The sequence below is a fragment of the Panacibacter microcysteis genome (assembly GCF_015831355.1).
Lineage (GTDB): Bacteria > Bacteroidota > Bacteroidia > Chitinophagales > Chitinophagaceae > Panacibacter > Panacibacter microcysteis.
On the sequence record NZ_JADWYR010000001.1, the window covers coordinates 1,150,012 to 1,168,516 of the forward strand.

Here is an 18,505-nt window from a genome sequence, read left to right on the forward strand (position 1 = left end):
ACGATGCCATAACATACTACTGCCCGTAACCTTACTTACCTGCGTATAAATTTGCTTTTTAACGCTGCCACGCCACGCGTTGTAATAGCATTGAGCGAATCGTTTGCATGTTCGAATAATATGTAGCGCATACCATTCTCCCTGAAATATGGAACCGTAAGCGTGTCTTTTACAGTAACTTTTTCAAACTGCTGAAAAACGATGTCATCTTTTTCGGGCATATTATGTGCAACGAGCAAAAGGTTTTTGTAGGGGTATGTCTCGGGCATCCACCACAGGAAAGATGCATCATCGCTATACACCTGCGGCAGGCCAACTTCTTTTGCATAATAGTTGAGTGCCCCGGCTGAGAAATAACCCCGGCAGTAAATAAACGTTTTACCCTGCTCTTCTTTTGGTAAAGCATGGTACACGGCTGCAGCTTTTTGCGCCATCTGTTTCCAGCCAAGCATGTCTGCAAAATCCTGCGGCAGTGGATGCATTTGCTGGTCTTCCCACTTGAACGAACCTGTTTGATCGAGCCCCGTGTAGTGATAATAAGCAGCAAGTTGCTGTGGCTTGGCCAAGGGCATCACCAGCGGCATTGCAAAAGCACCCAGCAATAAAGCGAAAGCAACCATTGGGTAGCGTACCCAGGTAAACCTTGTTGCAGTAAGCTGCTCGAGGTAATAACCACCAAACGCAAACAAAACGGGGTATGCGCCCAGCGCATAATAATCTTTACCGCTCAGGTACAACAACAGTACAATAATAAACACATAGGCCCATGCAAACAGGCGGTAAGGTTTGCCTTGTTGCGACAACATAACAAAAAATAAACCTGCCACCCATATGTAAACACATGGCAGGTTCATCATAAACTGGCTGATGATGAAGTCTGCGGGATTGATGTATTTCAGTTGCTCTTCCTTAAGCTCCTGCATGTGTGCAACAACCGGAAAATTGTGGTCGTATTGCCACCAGAAATTGGGAAGGAAAATGAGTAAGGCAATGAATGCTGCTATGTATAAATGCCTGTTTAGAAAAATTGCGCGTTGGCGTGTAACCAATAAACCACCCAACAGGCTAAGCGTGTAGAAGGCTACGGTGTATTTACTCATCATGCCAAGACCCACACATACACCGAACATATACAACCATTTATTCTCTTTTAATTGTATATAGCGTATAATACAAAATGCAGTGGCAGTCCAAAAAAACACCTCCAGGAAATTGGGTTGAAACAGGAAAAATAAACGCATGTAGCCATCTAACATAAACGGGAACCAGCCAAGCAATAAGGCGAACCCCCTGCCACCCAGAGAAAGTATGATCCTGCCAACAAGCAGGAAGGTAAATGCGCTGAACAGTGCCGGCCAGATTTTTATCCAGAACATACCACCGCCTAAAAGATTCGTTAACCATGCGAATACACTGAGCATTGGCGGTATTTCCATATACCCCCATGCCATGTGGTTACCTTCTGCCAGGTAGAGGAATTCATCTCTGTGTGGCTGGTACGAAGCGTGTTGAAGAAAAAAGGGCGCAACAAGTTTAATGAACGCCAGTAAATATAAAAGCCTGCTGAGCTTCATGCAATTTGTTTGCAGGAAGGTACAACAGCATACGCAACTTCTTTTTGTAAAAGATGCCTGCACAGGTGTTTTTGATATGAGCGGTTGCCACACATTATCTTTTGCGGAATGCATCGATGCGCTGGCGTACATTATTTCTTACACTGAGGTAATAGAAATTATAATCGGCGATATGATAGTTGGGGTTTTTAATAAACGACGCACCTAAGAAATGCGGTTCTGTCCAGAGCACGCCATTGTGAACCGATGCCCCGGCAACTTTTGATTGTAGCCTGTCGAACTTCAATAATACGGAACCGGGATTTTTTTCACGCGGGGCGCTTACCTGCGAAGAATCCCATGTAAGCGGGTTAGTAACAATAGCGGTGTATGGCTCTTTATTGATAAAGGAATCTGTGTGCCCTTCTTTAAAAGTGCGCCAGCTACAGATACAACCGGTTTGTTGCGGGCTTGTGCATGGAAGGATGGAAGCAAAATAACCGGGCTCAACGGGCATACCTACAAGATAGGCAACCACCATACGGTTCTGCAAAGGTTTGCCTTCAATGCATTCTTTGATCAGTCGTTTTGCATGTGTGGTACCCTGGCTGTGTGCCGCAATTATAAACGGCCTCTCATTGTTGTAATGCGAAAGGTAGTATTCAAAAGCCGTTTTGATATCCTGGTAGGCTTTATCAAATGCTGCTATAGATGCAGCAGAATCTCCGGGAAAATAAGCGAAGTAATTTGCCTGCCTGTAACGTGGTGCAAACAAACGACCTGCTTCGTTAAAAATACTGGCCTGGTAAAGTATGGAACTATAATCTGTTTTATGATTGAGAGCAGAATCATCTACCGGTGCATTCATACCAAAAGGTTTTGACCGCTGGGTGTAACTGGTAGGGTGTAAAAAGAAAACGTCTACAGTAGAATCGGGATGATAATTTTTACGCAGGGCTTTTGGTAAACTGTCTGACGGGTCTTTCTTCCAGGGATGGGCTGCCCAGTAATCGAGGTTACTGTAATCGGGTGTGCCATCAACAGCTTTGAAGTGATAATCTGTATAGGAAATTTTACTGCCCGCATTACAGGCATACAACAGAATACCTGCACACAGGAAGAGAAGCTTTTGCATGAGCCAAACATAAAACTTATTGCAGCAAAGTTTTCTAAAAAACTGTTAGTATTTATAAAGGCTCTCCATACTCTTTTATAAGTTTGAGCAATACACCGTTTGTCCAGCCAAAGCCATCCTGCGACGGGTATTCGCCACCACCTGCATCGAGCTCAACATTGTACACATTGTATTTCTCCATCAGCTTACCGGTGCGGCGGTAGACCCTTTTATTTAAAGCGATCCACCGTTGTGCTATTTGCGCCGCCAGTTCCCGGAAACCATAGTTCTTTAATCCTGTTATTGTTACCCATTGCAGCGGAGCCCAGCCATTGGGTGCATCCCATTGCTGGCCGGACATTTCCAGTGTTGTGGCCACACCGCCCGGTTGCAGAAAAAACTTTTCAATTTTCGCGGCAACGGCGGTAGCCTGTTCTTTTGTTGCAACATTTACATACAAAGGAAAAGCTGCAGCGATCGTTGATAATTTTTTCTGTACACCTTCCATGAAATCAACATCAACATAAAATTGCAGTGCATCATTCCAGCAATAACGCTGTATAGCGCTTTTCCGCTGGCCTGCCTTTTCGGTAAAGCTATTTGCCTGCGCAGTATTGCCTGCCGCGGTATACGCCTGCTGCATGGTTTCTTCGAGGTGTAAGAGCAGGCAGTTGAGATCTACAGGAATAATATCTGTGGTGTGTATACTTGCAAAGTCGTGTACATCTTTAAACCAGCGGCAGCTAAAATCCCAGCCGCTTGCTGCACCAGCCCTTAAATGGCGGTAAGCTGCGGGTTTATCTGTAGCTGTATGTACCAGTTCCACATCTTCCCGGTAAGACTCCGGGCGTGGTGTGTGGTGCTCGTCCCAATAGCGGTTGAGTAGTTCCCCGCCGGGCATTTTTACAACATGGTGCGAAGCCTGCTGGTTGGCAGGCATGTCTGCACCGCGCATCCAGAAAGCATATTCTTTCTCCATCTGCGGCAGGTACTTCAGAAACACGCTGTCACCCTCGGTTTCAGCCAGCAGTTTGATCATAAAGGAGTAAAATGGCGGTTGCGATCTGCCTAGAAAGTAGGTCCTGTTGCCGTTGGGTATGTAACCGATATGATCTATAAGAAAAGAAAAATTATCTGCCATATTTTTAATAAGACCCGTTCTGCCGGCAGCCTGCAAACCCAGCATGGTAAAATAACTATCCCAGTAATAGATTTCTCCAAAACGACCGCCAGGTACAATGTATGGAAAGGGTAACGGTATTAAGGAACTATATGCGTGGCTGGTTTGATCATCTGCGCTTCTTGTAAGTACGCTCCAAAGGTTATTGATATGTGCCGTTACGCTTTCTTCCCGTTTTGTATAATGTTGTTGTGGCGGTGTTGGTATGGAAAAGTTGCTTTTTATAAAAGCACCGAGATCGAAACCGGGATCATTTTTATGCAACTGGTATTTTATGTTGATTGCCTCGAGTGGTTGCTGCGTGGTGCAGTCGGTAAATGTTTTTCCGTCCGGGAATATTTGCTGCATTTGTACTGCATCAAAAAGTTCGTGGTACTGGTAAAGTTCTTTCTGTTTCATACATGTTTGCTTTACTGGTTAAACATGTTTCTCAAAGGCTGTCTGTACGCTATACTGCGCAGGCCTGCGGTTGGCAAATCTTGTGCTGCAGTATCGTTGTTGCCAAAAGTTGTACAGTACAAGTGAGTGACACAAGGGACGATGCCATAAAAAACCGCAGCCCGCCACCCATAAAAAAATCAATGCCCGCCACCCATATTTTTAAAATCTGCTGAGGCTGCGTTCTTTTTATGCAGCCTGTTGAAAATGATGATGCCGGCTATTAATATCACAATGGGAACAAGTGAAAAATAAAAAGCTGTTTGCCCACCAAAATGTTCAAAAATGTTGCCGGTTATCAGCGAACCGGAGGAGCCGCCCAGCGCAGAAAACAAAATGATAAGGCCGGCCATGATACCATGCTTTGGTTTTTCGAGCGAGCTGAGAACAATGGAATTAATAACAGGATATATTGGGGCAAGTACAAAGCCGATCAACGGGAAAATGAATGCAATCGAAGGCACATCGCGCAGCGCCGTTATTTTTGTTCCTTTAAACGTGCTGATAAACGTTTGAATAGCCGGCATAGCATACAATACCAGACAAGCCGCGGCAACAAGACAGGTTATCAGCCATGCAACCCAGCCGATTTTTTTAAGTATAATACCCGTTACAAACCTGCCAAATGCTATGGAACCTGCCAGAATACTGGCCATTTGAATGCTCAGTACATCGTTTAACTGTAATACCTCTTTATTGAATGTGGGCAGCCAGCTCATAATGCTTTGCTCAAGCAGTACATACATAAATGCACATAGAATAAAAACAAGCACAATAGGCGTAAACAGTAAGCGGAACATTCCGGCGAAGTTGTTAGCCGTTGTTTTATTCTTTTCATGCGCGGCAGATTCATCGAGCGGGGATGCGAGTAACAACAACAGTGCAAGCAGCGATATACCACCCAGCAGGTAGTAAACGTTGAGCCACTCTGTGGAAGCAGGGTTTGCTTTATTAATAAACAACGGAAAGATAAAATAACTGGCAACCACACCTACACCAAAAAATGATTCTACAAAGTTCATAATGCTCAGGTGTTCTTTCTCACTTTTAGTAATAAGACCAATAGAGCCATACACAGACATTTTAATAAGAGCAAAGCTTGAACCGATGGTTGCAAACAACAACTCTATCATAAAAATGCCTTTGGTAAACGGCATAATAAAACACAGCAGTGTTACTGCAGCCAAAGCAATGAGCATAGCTTTTTTATAACCAATTTTGGTAATGTAAGAAGTAACTACAAAAGACACAAAAGCAATGCTGAGGTCTTTAAAAGGTTCCAGCACTGCGGCCTGCGATTTAGAAATTTGATAGCTTGACTGTACGAGCAGTATTACGGTGCCCACGCTATTTAGTAAAATTGCAAACACAAAATAATTAAGGAAAAGAGAGAGTTTAATTTTCCAGTTATGCATAGCAATCGTTTGTGGTATACAAAGAGTTTACAAGATAGTTATTAAAGCAATATGTTGGGAATAGGTAACCGGCTGCAGGCCTTGTGGCATCGCCTGTTGCCACGCTCGGTTCAGGGTTCCGTTTTTATGGCGGCTGCAGCGTTGCGGTTTACACAGTGCCTGACCATAAAACCCGTTTATTGGCCGCGTTGGCAGTTGCTGCAATTGTTAAAGAACCATCAAACAACAAAAAAAATTTTGACAGGTGGATTTTGCTTTATTACTTTGAATTACAAAGTGCTTTTATGAGTGATCAAAATCATCATTTAAATACGCTGCAGGATATTAAGCAAATGATGGAACGCAGCAGCCGTTTTATAAGCCTTAGTGGTTTAAGCGGTATAGCTGCCGGCATATGTGCGCTTATTGGTGCATGGTTTGCGCATGGCATTATAGACAATAACCGCAGCAGTATTGCCAATCTTAAAACCATTCATCATAACGATGACAGCACCATATCGCTGGCGGCTTATATGGGCAACCCATTAATGCAGATAGCAGCACTTACTTTTCTTGCAGCCTTGGTACTGGCTTTTGCATTTACATACCTGCGCAGCAGGAAAACCAATACACCCATATGGGGCTCTACAGCAAGGCGGGTAATGATCAATGTAGCCATACCAATGATTGTTGGTGGTATATACCTGTTGAAACTGATTGAAAATGAAGCCTACGGGTATATAGCGCCGGGCTGTTTAATTTTTTATGGCCTGGCGGTGCTCAATGCCAGTAAATACACACTTCCTGAACTCCGGTATCTTTCATTCGGCTTACTCCTGTTGGGTATAATTAATCTGTGGTATGTAGGATATGGTATTTATTTTTGGGCAATGGGCTTTGGCGTATTGCATATCATTTACGGTGCAATCATGTGGTGGAAGTATGAAAGAAGCAGCGCATAAATAAAGGCACAAATAACGGTAGAGTAAATGAAAAATCCGATCGAAAATCTGAACAAAGCTTTTGATAGCCGTGTGCGCCTCGGCATAATGAGTGCTGTTATGGTAAATGCTGAAGTAAACTTTAACCAGTTGAAAGAATTGATACAGGTAACAGATGGTAACCTGGCAAGTCATCTGAAAGCTTTGGAAGAAGCAGGTTACATAAAGGTGAACAAAGGCTTTATAGGCCGCAAAACCAACACCACTTATACCGCAACAAAATCCGGCGAGAAGGCATTTAAGCAGCACCTCGATGCACTTGAGCAAATGATAAGAGCTACCAAATAATTTTTTTTACATATAAACTTTGAATTTCAAAGTGCTTTTAAAATACACCTATGCTGTCATCTCACTTATAGCAAGAATATGGTTATTTACTTCTTTGTGCTTTGGTGGTAGGCAGCGTGGCATTGTTTATTGTGCTGGCCATAGTAATGTATGCAAGCCGTAAAGTAAACTGGTATGGCAGTGATGCAATACCGCAGGAAATGGTGTAAGGCTTTTTTGTAGCCAGGCTGCAGAACAGGTATGAAGCATCCGTTGCGTCGCACTCTTGTACTGCTGAAGCATTGGTGAGCAGGTGCGCAGATCTGCATAGTAACGCAACATGTACTAACAAGTTAAAAATAAGTTTTAACCCGCTAAACTACCTGGAGAACGTTGACTTTGGGGAGAATCAAAGATTATGAGCAACCGGCAGTATGGCCTTGTACGGCTTCAACCCTTTTGCATGGTATATAAAAGCACGTTGTTTGCACCATGCTGCCATAAAAATATGCTGTACAAGAGTGCGACGCAAGGAACGGTGAAGAGTGCTGTACTGCCGGGCTCATAATTATCACTTCACATTTTTAAACAGTTAATAAAAACAACATGATCAAAGACGGCATTCATGTACGGTTTGTAATAACCGGAAAACGAAACACATTTTTAAAAGCATTTGTATATGCGTTTAATGGTATTGTTCATTTTTTTATGTATGACAGAAATGGAAGGTTTCATTTGGGAGCAGCGCTGGCTGCGGTTCTTGGTGGCTTTGCACTCAACATCAGTAATACCGAGTGGCTGATCATTTTGCTGTGCACAGGGCTGGTAATTGCGTTTGAGATGATCAATGCAGCCATTGAAAAGCTATGCGATGTGGTACACAGAGAATTTCATCCTGCCATAAAAATAATCAAAGACATGAGTGCGGGTGCAGTGCTCTGGGTTTCAATTATCAGTTTGCTGGTGGGTACTTTTATTTTCTTTCCTAAAATAATAATATTGTTATGATACGCAGATTAATCAATAAGTTTTCAGGCTTCGAGCAGATGATTTTTGTTTCGATGTGTTTTACGGTAAGTATGGTTGGCTTGCGCTATGCTTACACTGGTGAGAGGCTGTATTTCTTTTATCCGTGGAATCTTTTCCTGGCAACTGTGCCACTGTTATTCAGCAGGCGGCTTACAAAGTTTAAAAGGTTTAATTTCAAAGCGTGTATGATGCTGGGCTGCTGGCTGTTGTTTTTACCCAATGCACCCTATATTATTACAGATATTTTTCACTTTGAGGAAAGGCCGCTCATTCCTTTCTGGTTCGATCTGCTGATTGTTATTTCCGGTGCGTGGAATGGTATTGCACTTTGTATTACTTCATTACTGCAGGTAGAGCGGTTTCTTGTAAAACATATAAGGCCGATGTTTCACCTGCCGCTGACGATATTGCTTATTACGCTATGTAGTTATGGTATTTATCTGGGACGCTACAAGCGTTACAATAGCTGGAACATCATTACCAACCCTGGGGATATTGCACACACCATGCTAAGCCATGTAGCTGAGCCGGTAGAGCATATACAGGCGTGGATGTTTACCGTATCGTTTGCCATGCTGCTTGCGCTCATGTATTTTACGGTAAAGAAAATACCAGGCCTGGTGCGTGTGGAGAAAAGCTGAGTTACTTTAAGATAGAAAGTGGCCTTTTCAGGTATACAAAAGTCTCTTTGTAACATAACCATGTATAGAAAAAAGCCATGAAGGGAGTTACATATTCAACAATGTATATTACGCCTGGTGCTGAATTGAAAAAAAGACTAAGCCCTGCTATTATGTAGCTTATGTTATGATACCACCTTCTTACGGAGCCGCGTTTTATAAAGTAGCCGGACACTTCATGTGCAACCATGCTTACCAGGTGATAAAAACCGGTAATAAACAATGCCGCCAGCAGGTTGAGTTCAAAGCCATCTTTACTGGCAGCAACAAAAAAGAGGAACGTTACCATCAACAACAGCTGCAAAAAAAAGTCCACCTGTTTTATCAACTTCATATACCGTATTATACTTTCAGGAATTGATTTAAAATCTTATGCAAGACTGGTAAACCCGGCTTTGCCTTTATTTAAGGAGCTTTATAAAGTTGCTCCAGAACCAGTTCTCTTCGGCTTTTATAAGCACGTCCATTGATTTCTCTGCCTGGCCGGCAAATTTTTTGAGGTTATCAACGGTTTCGGAAAATGCTTTTACCTCGGGGTTACGCTTGTCTCCTTCTATGTCGCTTAGCTGGTTAAGCACTTTGACCATGGGGTCCAGTTCGCGCTTCTTTCGCTGGTACATAATTTTCGTGGCTACTTTCCAGATGTCTTTTTCTGCAGAGAAGTATTCCTTCCTGTCTCCCGGTACAATTACTTTTTCTACCAGCCCCCATTGTATCAGGTCGCGTATGTTCATATTGGCATTACCACGGCTGATGCTCAGCTCTTCCATGATATCATCCGTGCTCAGCGGTTTGCTGGCTACCAGCAACAGTGAATGTACCTGCGCCATTGTTCTGTTGATGCCCCATTGCGTGGCAAGTACGCCCCAGCTTTGAATGAATTGTTGTTTTGCTTCTGCAAGCTTCATGATGTAAAGCTAAACAGGTTTTCTGAATTTTCAAAAATTATTGAAAGATTATGCATTACTGTTCCGCGGGTTTACCGCTTTGCTATTATTGTTTCAGTGCTGAAGATTTGTGCCACCATAGTGAATGCATATTGAGCCAACAATCATGCACAGATACAAACATGTTACAGTTAATAAACTATGTTGTTTTAAAAAATTTTCTTTGGTTCATGTTATTATTACGAAAACATTTTTAACTTAACAACTTATATATAATTTTTAAAAAATTCCTCTCCCATGGCAAAAGCAAATAAAAAGAAAGCCGCCAAGAAAGCAGCCCCTAAAAAAGCTGCGAAGAAAGCTGCTCCTAAAAAAGTTGCTCCTAAAAAAGCAGCTCCAAAGAAAGCAGCAAAAAAGGCAGCACCTAAAAAAGCAGCAAAGAAGGCAGCGCCTAAAAAAGCTGCTCCCAAAAAAGCAGTAAAGAAGGCCGCTCCTAAAAAGGCTGCCAAAGCAGCGCCTAAAAAAGCAGCTCCTAAAAAGGCAGCAAAAAAGGCGGCTCCAAAGAAAGCAGCAAAAAAAGCGGCTGCTAAAAAAGTAACACCGCCACCAGCGCCGGCACCTGCACCAGAAGTAGTTGAAATGCCGGCAGAATCTACCAGCACTTCTGAAGAGGGTGGAGAAGCAATGCCATCTTAAACTTTTTCTCTATATAAAAAGCCGCAGTAATCACATACTGCGGCTTTTTATTTGGTAGCTATATGGTGCTAATGTTTATCGTAACAAATCACAAGGCTTTAAACCGGTGTGCTTTTTAAAAGCTGCTGAAAAGTGAGAGATAGAAGAGTAACCAAGCAGGGCAGAAACATCTGTAACACTCAATCCTTTTTCATACAACAGGTATTTGGCATGTTCCATACGTTGCTGCTGGTAAAAATCGAAAATCGTTGTACCAAAAATTTCCTTGAAACCCTTCTTCAGGTAACATTCATTCATGGCTACTTTACGGCTCAGTTCCTTTATGGTAATCGGATCACCGATGTGTTGCAGCAGTATTTCCCTTGCCTGGTAAATCCTGTCCCTGCCAGCTTCATCTGCCAGGAACTTACAAGTAAAGCCATCTTCTTTCTCATCAACCAGGCATTCCAGGCTATAAAGCAGTAACTCATGCACCTTGGCATTGACGAAAATATTTTCGAGGCTGCCGCTGTAGCTATGGTTCAGCAAGCCATCCAGGCTCATTCTTTTACGGTTACATACCGGGAAAATCTTTGTAAAGGAATTGGGATGTTTAAACGCAAGCACTTCATCTTTACGGTTACTCAGCTTTACATTATGTACAAACTGGTACAGGAAAGTAGAAGAAAAGTGAAACGAAAAAACATCTATACTATCGTGTTTACCGCTACAGTTATTGGTAGGCGTTTCATTACAATTGGCACAGCTCTTTTCAAAACAGTATTTATTGCCGCTGATGCAAAACCGTAACTCCAGGAAATTATCTTCCGGCCTTTTGGCATTGTAATGATATACCATCATACCCGTATCGTCACTCTTCCACTGGTCCTGCGGGTAATACCGGCGAATAACATATTGAATAGAACCTGGAATGAACTGCTCTTTCATGTGCAATAAATTCATTCCCGGGTCAATTGTATTGCGGTGGGCCACTTTTAATATATCTAATGCCTGTAACATCAACGGCAAAATTAATGTATCTACATTTAATTCCGGTGTTAAGGTTTGTCATGCCCTTGTAAAACAAATAAACCTCTATTTTTACCCCCAAACTTTTTACTTAATGGATGCAATTGTAAACGAGGTTACCAACCTGTTTGAACAACACTTTAACAAGCCCTGCACTGCAATTACCAAACTGCCCCAAAGCGGCAGCGACAGAACCTATTTCCGTGTATATGATGAAAACAACACATACATTGCCACCTATGGCCTCAATATAAAAGAGAACGATACGTTCATTTACTTCAGCCGGCACTTCGAAAGCAAAGACCTCCCTGTACCGCACATATACGCGGTAAATGAAGCAAAAACAATTTACATACAGGAAGACCTGGGAACAAACTCCCTGCTGAATAAACTGGAACAACATGGCCACAACGACCAAGTGTATGGCCTGTTTTGCAAAAGCCTTGATAAGCTTGCCCGCATACAGATCAAAGGGCACGAAGCGCTGGATTATGGCCGTTGTCTCACTGCCAAAGAGTTTGGCAGGCAGGCTATCATGAGCGACCTGCTATACTTTAAATATTATTTCCTGGATACATTGCAGCTTCCTTACGACAAACAGGCTATGCTCGATGATTTTGAAGCCCTTGGCAGCTACCTTACAAAAACGGAGTATAAATATTTTATGTTCCGCGATTTTCAAAGCCGTAATATTATCGTAAACAACGATGAGGTTTTCTTTATCGATTACCAGGGCGGCATGCAGGGTGCATTGCAATACGATGTTGCAAGCCTGCTCTGGCAGGCCAAAGCAGAACTGAGCAACGAGTGGAAAGACAGCCTGCTCAGTTATTACATGGACAGGATCGATGCGTTGCTTGACAAACCTGTAAACAGGCTCATCTTCACCAGCCAGTATAATGGTTACGTGCTTATCAGGCTTTTACAGGTATTGGGCGCATACGGCTTTCGTGGCTTGTTTGAAAGAAAGGCGCACTTCCTTGCCAGTATTCCCCTGGCATTAAAAAACCTCCGGTATTTTATGGCGCACCGGCAAACCGGCATTGCATTGCCTGAGTTTGACCGCATACTACACATTATTGTGGCAGACGACATTGCAGCCCGCTTTAAAACGGTGCAGGCAACTGAACAAACACCGCTTGTTGTAAAGATCAAAAGTTTCTCGTACAAGAAAGGAATACCGGAAGACAACAGCGGCAACGGTGGCGGCTTTGTATTCGATTGTCGCGGATTGCTCAATCCCGGCCGTTTTGCTGAGTACAAAACGTTATCAGGTAAAGACAAACGGGTAATGGATTTCCTGGAACAAAAAACCCGGATGACCACTTTTCTAAACAGTGTTTTCGATCTTGTAGATATCTCGGTTGAAGATTATATCACACGCAACTTTGAGAGCTTGTCTGTAAATTTTGGTTGTACCGGCGGCCAGCATAGAAGCGTGTATGCGGCAGAACAAACAGCCAGGCATCTTAAGAACAAATACAAGGTTAAGATAGAGCTGGAACATTGTAATGAACAAAACTGGGTACGCCCGCAGTAGTGATGAAATGATGTACCCGGCAGCATAACGGGTGGAATCGTTCCTTGCGTCGCACACTTGTACAATAAAACATTATTCAGCAGCTCCGGCGCCATCAGCATACGTAATGGCTGGCTGGCAATACAAATACCCCGCAAATAATTTTAAATAATGAAAGGAATGATATTGGCAGCAGGCCTCGGCACAAGGCTTAAACCATTTACAGATAAACACCCCAAGGCACTGGCTGTTATAAATAATAAAACACTCCTGCAACGTAATATTATGTACCTGCAGCAACACAACATTTACGATGTTGTTGTAAACGTACACCACTTTGCAGACCAGCTAACCGGCATAATAGCGCAACACCAGGGCTGGGGCAGCAATGTTGTAATAAGCGACGAAACAGACGCTGTACTGGAAACAGGCGGCGGTTTAAAAAAAGCAAGACCCTTTTTACAGGATGCGCAAACATTTGTACTGCTAAACTGCGATGTACTTACAGATCTCGACCTTTCAGCAATGATCAGCCTGCACAACGCTCAGCAGCCGCTGGCTACACTGGCAGTTACACGGCGTAAAACCTCCCGCTATTTTTTATTTGACGATCATAAAAGGCTATGTGGCTGGCGCAACGTTAACACCGGTGAAGAAAGAATTGCAAGACCCGCAGAAGTATTGCACCAAAAAGCGTTTAGCGGTATTCATGTGCTAAGCAACCGCATTTTCGATGTTATGCAGCAACAAGGCAAATTCTCTATGGTGGATGTATATCTTTCTCTTGCAGCATCAGAAAGAATACAGGCTTTCGATCATTCAGACAGTAAGTTTATAGACGTTGGTAAGCCCGAAAGCATTCAGCAGGCCGAAGCACTGTTTTTATAATGCCGCTACAAACTTGCAGCCACGCCGCTGACACGCAACGCAGCAGCCGCCATAAAAGTGGAACGCACAAGTGAGTGACACAACAGGTGATGCCATGCAAAACCACAGCTTACCCACAAATACTGCTGCTTTAAATAAACAGCAGGCGATAATTATCAGTTAGTGCTTGCAGCAAAGCGCCTTTGCCTGTACATTTGATCAAATCTTTTGTGTACATGCTATCAAAACTTCCGGATGTTGGTACAACCATTTTTACTGTTATGAGCCAGCTTGCGCTGGAGCACCAGGCAATCAATCTCGGGCAGGGTTTTCCCGATTTTCCCATGAGCAGCGAGCTTACCAATCTTGTAAACAAAGCCATGCAGGACGGGCACAACCAGTATGTACACATGAATGGACTGCCATTGCTTACGCAGCGTATTGCCGCTAAAATTGAGAAACTGTACCACACCGCTGTAGATGCTGCAAGCCAGGTTACAGTTACACCCGGCGGTACGTATGCAATTTACACGGCTCTTACAACCATACTGCATGCAGGCGATGAAGTGATTGTATTTGAGCCGGCTTACGACAGTTATATTCCCAACATAGAGATCAATGGTGCCAAAGCCATAAGAATATCATTACAGTTTCCTGCTTACAACATTCCGTGGCATGAAGTAAGGCAACAGGTTTCTCCACGCACAAAAGCGATCATTATTAACTCGCCACACAACCCTACCGGTGCCGTACTTACTGCTGCTGACATGCAGGAGCTACAGGCAATTGCCGAAGCGCATGATCTCTACATTATAAGCGATGAAGTATATGAGCACCTTGTGTTTGATGGCATAGAACACCAAAGCATACTACGCTATCCTGCATTGCTGCAGCGGGCATTTGTATGCTTTTCGTTTGGCAAAACATACCATTGCACCGGCTGGAAGATCGGTTATTGCGTAAGCGCCCCGGCACTGATGAAAGAGTTTAGAAAAGTACACCAGTTTAATTGTTTCTCCTGCAATGCACCGGTACAATATGCATTGGCGGAGTACCTGTTAAACGAAGATGCATACTTGCAACTCGGTTCGCAAATGCAGCAAAAACGAGACTATCTCAGAACGTTGATGGCGGCTACACCTTTTGAACTGATACCCTCTCACGGAAGTTATTTTGAATGCTACAGCTACGCGGCCATAAGTAATGAAAGCGATAAAGATTTTGTGATGCGCCTAACAAAAGAAAAAGGCGTGGTGGCCATTCCGCTGAGTGCTTTCTACAAAGAGGCTACAGACAATAAGGTGGTGCGTTTCTGTTTTGCAAAAAAAGCTGAAACATTGAAAACAGCCGTTGAAAAACTGATGCACTAAGCAGCTGCACTTCGTGGCATCGCCTGTTGTGTCACTCACTTCTGCGTTCCTCTTTTATGGCAGCTTTGGCGATCAGCAAATAATCCCGTGGCCAAACATTTCATACAACTATATCAGAATGCTTCAATCTGCTATGCTGCACTATGCTTTAGCTTTAGAAGCTAAACTGGTTTAATTTACACGTCTAAAATATGTTGCCGTGAAAAAAAACGCTTTGCTTCTTTTGCTGGCTCTAACCTGTGTGTTCCGGGCGCATGCCTATGTGGCCTTACAGCCTGTAAATCTTACCTGTGAATATATTGAGAACCCGCTGTGTATAGATATTGCGAACCCACGTTTTGCATGGACATTCAACAGCACGGAAAGAAATGCGCTGCAAACGGCTTATGAAATTATTGTAAGTAAAACACCTGCAGACGTTGAGCACGGTAAAGCCACAGAGTGGTCTACAGGAAAGATCGCTTCATCTGACAATATACAAATTGAATATGCAGGTGCCCCTCTTACGTCTTTTACAAAATATTACTGGCGTGTAAGGGTGTACGATCAAAACGGTACAGCATCAGCATGGAGTGCTGTAAACATCTTTGAAACGGCCATGCTTTCACCAGCAGACTGGACGGCAAAATGGATCAGTGATGGCTCCAGGAATCCTGCACGTGACGAAGACCGCTTTAAGGAAGATCGGATGCCACTGTTTAGGAAAACATTTAAAGGCAGTAAAAAAATAATTGCAGCAAAATTATACATAAGCGGGCTGGGTTATTATGAAGCATATTTAAACGGCCGTAAAGTGGGGAACCATGTGCTCGACCCTGGCTTTACCACTTATAAAAAAGAGGTACTGTATGCGGTATATGATGTGACCCCTATGGTACAGCAAGGCATAAACGTTGCAGCAATCGCGCTCGGTGCAGGATGGTGGAACCCTTTACCAATAAAATTCTTCGGCCGCTGGGACCTGCGTGATTACCAGCAGACAGGCAGGCCCTGCGTAAAAGCAGAAGTACATATTACTTACAAAGACGGTTCCGTTGATAAAATCGTTACTGATGAATCGTGGCTTACAGCTCCCGGGCCTGTAACGCACAACAATGTTTACCTCGGTGAAAAATATGACGCCCGCCTGGAGCAGCCCGGCTGGAACACTTTACAGGCTGATAAAACAGCATGGAAGCAGGCTGTGCAGGTGAATGGCCCTGATGGCACATTAAAAGCGCAAATGCAGCCTGCAATACAGGTAACAAAAACGATTAAGCCGGTAAAAATATATGAACAGGGCAAAGACACTTTTATAGTAGATATGGGGCAAAATTTTGCTGGTGTTGTAAGAATACATGTAACCGGTAACGAGGGAGACAAAATTACCATGCGCTTTGGTGAGGATGTATACACGAATGGTTCACTGAATTACATGACATCTGTAATGACACAAATAAAAAAAGGCGCTATCAAGGCCCCACCTGGTGCCCCTGAAACAGCGTGGCAGGAAGACGGCTATATACTGAAGGGAGGAGCGACAGAATCATGGAACCCGCACTTTACTTTTCACGGCTTTCGTTACGTGGAAGTAACAGGCTGGCCCGGTACACCAACCATAGAAAACTTCGAAGGTTTACGCATGAACAGTGCAGTGAATGTAAACGGAACATTCAGTTGTTCGAATGAACAGTTCAACACGTTGCACGAAGTAATACAATGGACATTTCTTAGCAACATATTCAGTGTGCAGTCAGATTGCCCTGCACGTGAAAAAATGGGTTATGGTGCAGATATGGTTGTAAGCTCAAATGCCTTTATCTATAACTACAATATGGCGCAGTTTTATACCAAAGCGGTTACAGATTTTGCCAACGAACAACGGCCAGGTGGTGGCATTACAGAGATTGCGCCATTTACAGGTATTGCAGACAGAGGCTATGGCGATGAGTCCGGGCCAATGGGCTGGCAACTCGGGTTTGCATTCCTGCAAAAACAGCTCTATGATTTTTATGGGGATAAAAGAATCATTGCGCAACATTACAATGCCTTTACCAGGCAAATGCTTTTCTTACAAAAGCAATCTTTTGAAAATCTTTTCTATTGGGATATTGGAGACCATGAAGCACTGGATACAAAACCGGATGCATTCAGCGCTTCCTGCTTTTATTACAACCATGCAAAGCTTGCAGCCGAATTTGCGGGCATACTCGGCAAAACAACAGACAGCATTCAATACGGCGGGCTGGCTGAAGATATTAAAGAGGCAATCGTATACAAATACAATGTTCGCAACACCGGCAGATTCGACAATGCAACACAGAGCGCACAAATACTTGCTCTGTGGTATGATCTTGCGCCAGACAAAAAAGCCGCATTCGATGTATTGATGAAAGAGTTTGAAAGACACCACATGCATGTAAGCACCGGTATCTTCTCCACTAAAATGATGTTTGATGTGCTGAGAACATACAACAGGAACGATATCGCGTATACCATTACTGACCAGCGGGGCTACCCGGGCTGGCTGAACATGATAAACAATGGTGCTACCACCTTGTGGGAAACATGGGCCTACCCCGAAAGCAGCCCGTCTCAAAACCACCCGATGTTTGGCTCTGTTGACGAATGGTTTTATCGCTCACTGCTTGGTATCAATCCTGCATCTCCGGGCTTTAAAACGATCATTATAAAACCTCAGCCTGCTGGTGATCTTAGATGGGCTAAAGGCAGTTATCAATCCATAAGGGGTACTATTACAAGCGAATGGAAAAAAACCGCTGATGCCTTTACTTTAAACGTTACTATTCCTGCCAATACTACCGCACTTGTATATGTGCCCGCAAAGCAAAATGCAGCGGTTAAGGAAAGCGGTATACAGGTAAACATATTGCGTTACGAAGACGGATATGCTGTAATAGAAGCGGGATCGGGTACCTATACCTATACTACACAATAGTGTTTAACAGGCGTGCATGAATTGTCTTTGAAATAGCTTTCATTGGAGTGCCGGTTAAAATGCACTTTTGTAAGCAGTGTATCTTTGGGAGATTTTTTGACACTGTAATACAATGACACGGACAAAAGAAGACGACGATGAGACAAAAACTTAACCTGATTACGCTGGGCGTAAGCGATGTTGAAACAACAGCCCGCTTTTATGAATCGCTTGGCTGGAAAAGATCGGAGCATAGCACAGGAGACCTCGTATTATTTCCTTTGGGTGGCATAACCATGGCGCTATACCCCAGACATTTGCTTGCAGAAGATGCTGCAATAAGTGATGATGCTACAGGTTTTGCGGGCGTAACATTTTCTCTTAACACCAAATCTGAGGAAGAAGTAGATAGTGTACTGCATGAAGTGCAGAGCAAGGGCGCTACGATCGTTAAACCTGCACAGAAAGTATTCTGGGGCGGCTATAGCGGCTATTTTAAAGACCCGGATGGTCACCTGGTAGAAATTGCCTTTAATCCTTTCTGGGAACTTGATAAAGAGGACAATTTAAAGCTTTGATAACACT

General features: G+C 43.5%; 18 protein-coding genes. 10 read left to right on the top strand and 8 right to left on the bottom strand.

The features are described 5' to 3' along the window. Positions 1-35: 35 nt before the first annotated feature. The 4 genes from I5907_RS04585 to I5907_RS04600 form a co-directional block, all read right to left on the bottom strand. A complete protein-coding gene (locus tag I5907_RS04585) occupies positions 36-1,574 on the bottom strand; it encodes a glycosyltransferase family 39 protein (RefSeq protein ID WP_196989546.1) in 1,539 nt (512 codons plus the stop codon). Between the two features lie 94 nt (positions 1,575-1,668). Next, a complete protein-coding gene (locus I5907_RS04590; protein ID WP_196989547.1) occupies positions 1,669-2,688 on the bottom strand; it encodes a DUF3089 domain-containing protein in 1,020 nt (339 codons plus the stop codon). Between the two features lie 52 nt (positions 2,689-2,740). After that, the gene (treF, locus tag I5907_RS04595; RefSeq protein WP_196989548.1) at positions 2,741-4,246 is read right to left on the bottom strand and encodes an alpha,alpha-trehalase TreF; all 1,506 of its coding nucleotides are present in this window, start codon (positions 4,244-4,246) and stop codon (positions 2,741-2,743) included. Between the two features lie 179 nt (positions 4,247-4,425). After that, positions 4,426-5,700 carry an MFS transporter gene (locus I5907_RS04600; protein WP_196989549.1) on the bottom strand — a complete coding sequence of 425 codons (1,275 nt, stop codon included), beginning with the start codon at positions 5,698-5,700 and terminating at the stop codon, positions 4,426-4,428. A gap of 284 nt (positions 5,701-5,984) precedes the next feature. Between I5907_RS04600 and I5907_RS04605 the strand changes: the two genes are divergently transcribed. The 5 genes from I5907_RS04605 (at position 5,985) to I5907_RS04625 (ending at position 8,617) form a co-directional block, all read left to right on the top strand. Continuing rightward, the gene (locus I5907_RS04605) at positions 5,985-6,641 is read left to right on the top strand and encodes a hypothetical protein (RefSeq protein WP_196989550.1); all 657 of its coding nucleotides are present in this window, start codon (positions 5,985-5,987) and stop codon (positions 6,639-6,641) included. A gap of 27 nt (positions 6,642-6,668) precedes the next feature. After that, entirely contained in the window at positions 6,669-6,968 is a 300-nt protein-coding gene (locus I5907_RS04610; RefSeq protein ID WP_196989551.1) for a winged helix-turn-helix domain-containing protein, read from the top strand. 131 nt (positions 6,969-7,099) lie between these two features. Next, entirely contained in the window at positions 7,100-7,177 is a 78-nt protein-coding gene (locus tag I5907_RS21985) for a hypothetical protein (protein WP_428842556.1), read from the top strand. A 376-nt stretch (positions 7,178-7,553) separates the two neighbouring features. Beyond that, positions 7,554-7,955 carry a diacylglycerol kinase family protein gene (locus I5907_RS04620; protein WP_196989553.1) on the top strand — a complete coding sequence of 134 codons (402 nt, stop codon included), beginning with the start codon at positions 7,554-7,556 and terminating at the stop codon, positions 7,953-7,955. Beyond that, entirely contained in the window at positions 7,952-8,617 is a 666-nt protein-coding gene (locus I5907_RS04625) for a DUF1361 domain-containing protein (protein WP_196989554.1), read from the top strand. The genes I5907_RS04620 and I5907_RS04625 overlap by 4 nt, the downstream gene beginning before the upstream one ends. Before the next feature lies 1 nt (position 8,618). On the opposite strand, the gene I5907_RS04630 is transcribed toward I5907_RS04625, so the two are convergent. The 4 genes from I5907_RS04630 to I5907_RS04645 all read right to left on the bottom strand — a co-directional run bounded on the left by I5907_RS04630 (position 8,619) and on the right by I5907_RS04645 (position 11,238). After that, positions 8,619-8,990 carry a hypothetical protein gene (locus I5907_RS04630; RefSeq protein ID WP_196989555.1) on the bottom strand — a complete coding sequence of 124 codons (372 nt, stop codon included), beginning with the start codon at positions 8,988-8,990 and terminating at the stop codon, positions 8,619-8,621. A 67-nt stretch (positions 8,991-9,057) separates the two neighbouring features. Continuing rightward, positions 9,058-9,564 (bottom strand): GbsR/MarR family transcriptional regulator, encoded by a 507-nt coding sequence (locus I5907_RS04635; RefSeq protein ID WP_196989556.1) that lies wholly within the window; start codon positions 9,562-9,564, stop codon positions 9,058-9,060. A 245-nt stretch (positions 9,565-9,809) separates the two neighbouring features. Continuing rightward, on the bottom strand, positions 9,810-10,205 hold the full coding sequence (locus I5907_RS04640; RefSeq protein WP_196991070.1) for a hypothetical protein: 396 nt from the start codon (positions 10,203-10,205) through the stop codon (positions 9,810-9,812). A gap of 109 nt (positions 10,206-10,314) precedes the next feature. Beyond that, on the bottom strand, positions 10,315-11,238 hold the full coding sequence (locus I5907_RS04645) for a helix-turn-helix domain-containing protein (protein WP_196989557.1): 924 nt from the start codon (positions 11,236-11,238) through the stop codon (positions 10,315-10,317). Between the two features lie 103 nt (positions 11,239-11,341). On the opposite strand from I5907_RS04645, the gene I5907_RS04650 reads away from it, so the two are divergent. The 5 genes from I5907_RS04650 (at position 11,342) to I5907_RS04670 (ending at position 18,498) form a co-directional block, all read left to right on the top strand. After that, positions 11,342-12,787: a RapZ C-terminal domain-containing protein gene (locus I5907_RS04650; protein ID WP_196989558.1), complete on the top strand. Its 1,446-nt coding sequence runs from the start codon at positions 11,342-11,344 to the stop codon at positions 12,785-12,787. A gap of 150 nt (positions 12,788-12,937) precedes the next feature. Then, positions 12,938-13,654, top strand: a complete 717-nt coding sequence (locus I5907_RS04655) for a nucleotidyltransferase family protein (protein ID WP_196989559.1) — start codon at positions 12,938-12,940, stop codon at positions 13,652-13,654. A gap of 215 nt (positions 13,655-13,869) precedes the next feature. After that, positions 13,870-15,003 carry a methionine aminotransferase gene (locus tag I5907_RS04660; protein WP_231401964.1) on the top strand — a complete coding sequence of 378 codons (1,134 nt, stop codon included), beginning with the start codon at positions 13,870-13,872 and terminating at the stop codon, positions 15,001-15,003. A gap of 199 nt (positions 15,004-15,202) precedes the next feature. Further along, positions 15,203-17,941, top strand: coding sequence for a family 78 glycoside hydrolase catalytic domain (locus I5907_RS04665; RefSeq protein ID WP_196989560.1), 2,739 nt, complete (start codon positions 15,203-15,205; stop codon positions 17,939-17,941). 137 nt (positions 17,942-18,078) lie between these two features. Next, positions 18,079-18,498: a VOC family protein gene (locus I5907_RS04670; protein WP_196989561.1), complete on the top strand. Its 420-nt coding sequence runs from the start codon at positions 18,079-18,081 to the stop codon at positions 18,496-18,498. Positions 18,499-18,505 lie beyond the last annotated feature (7 nt).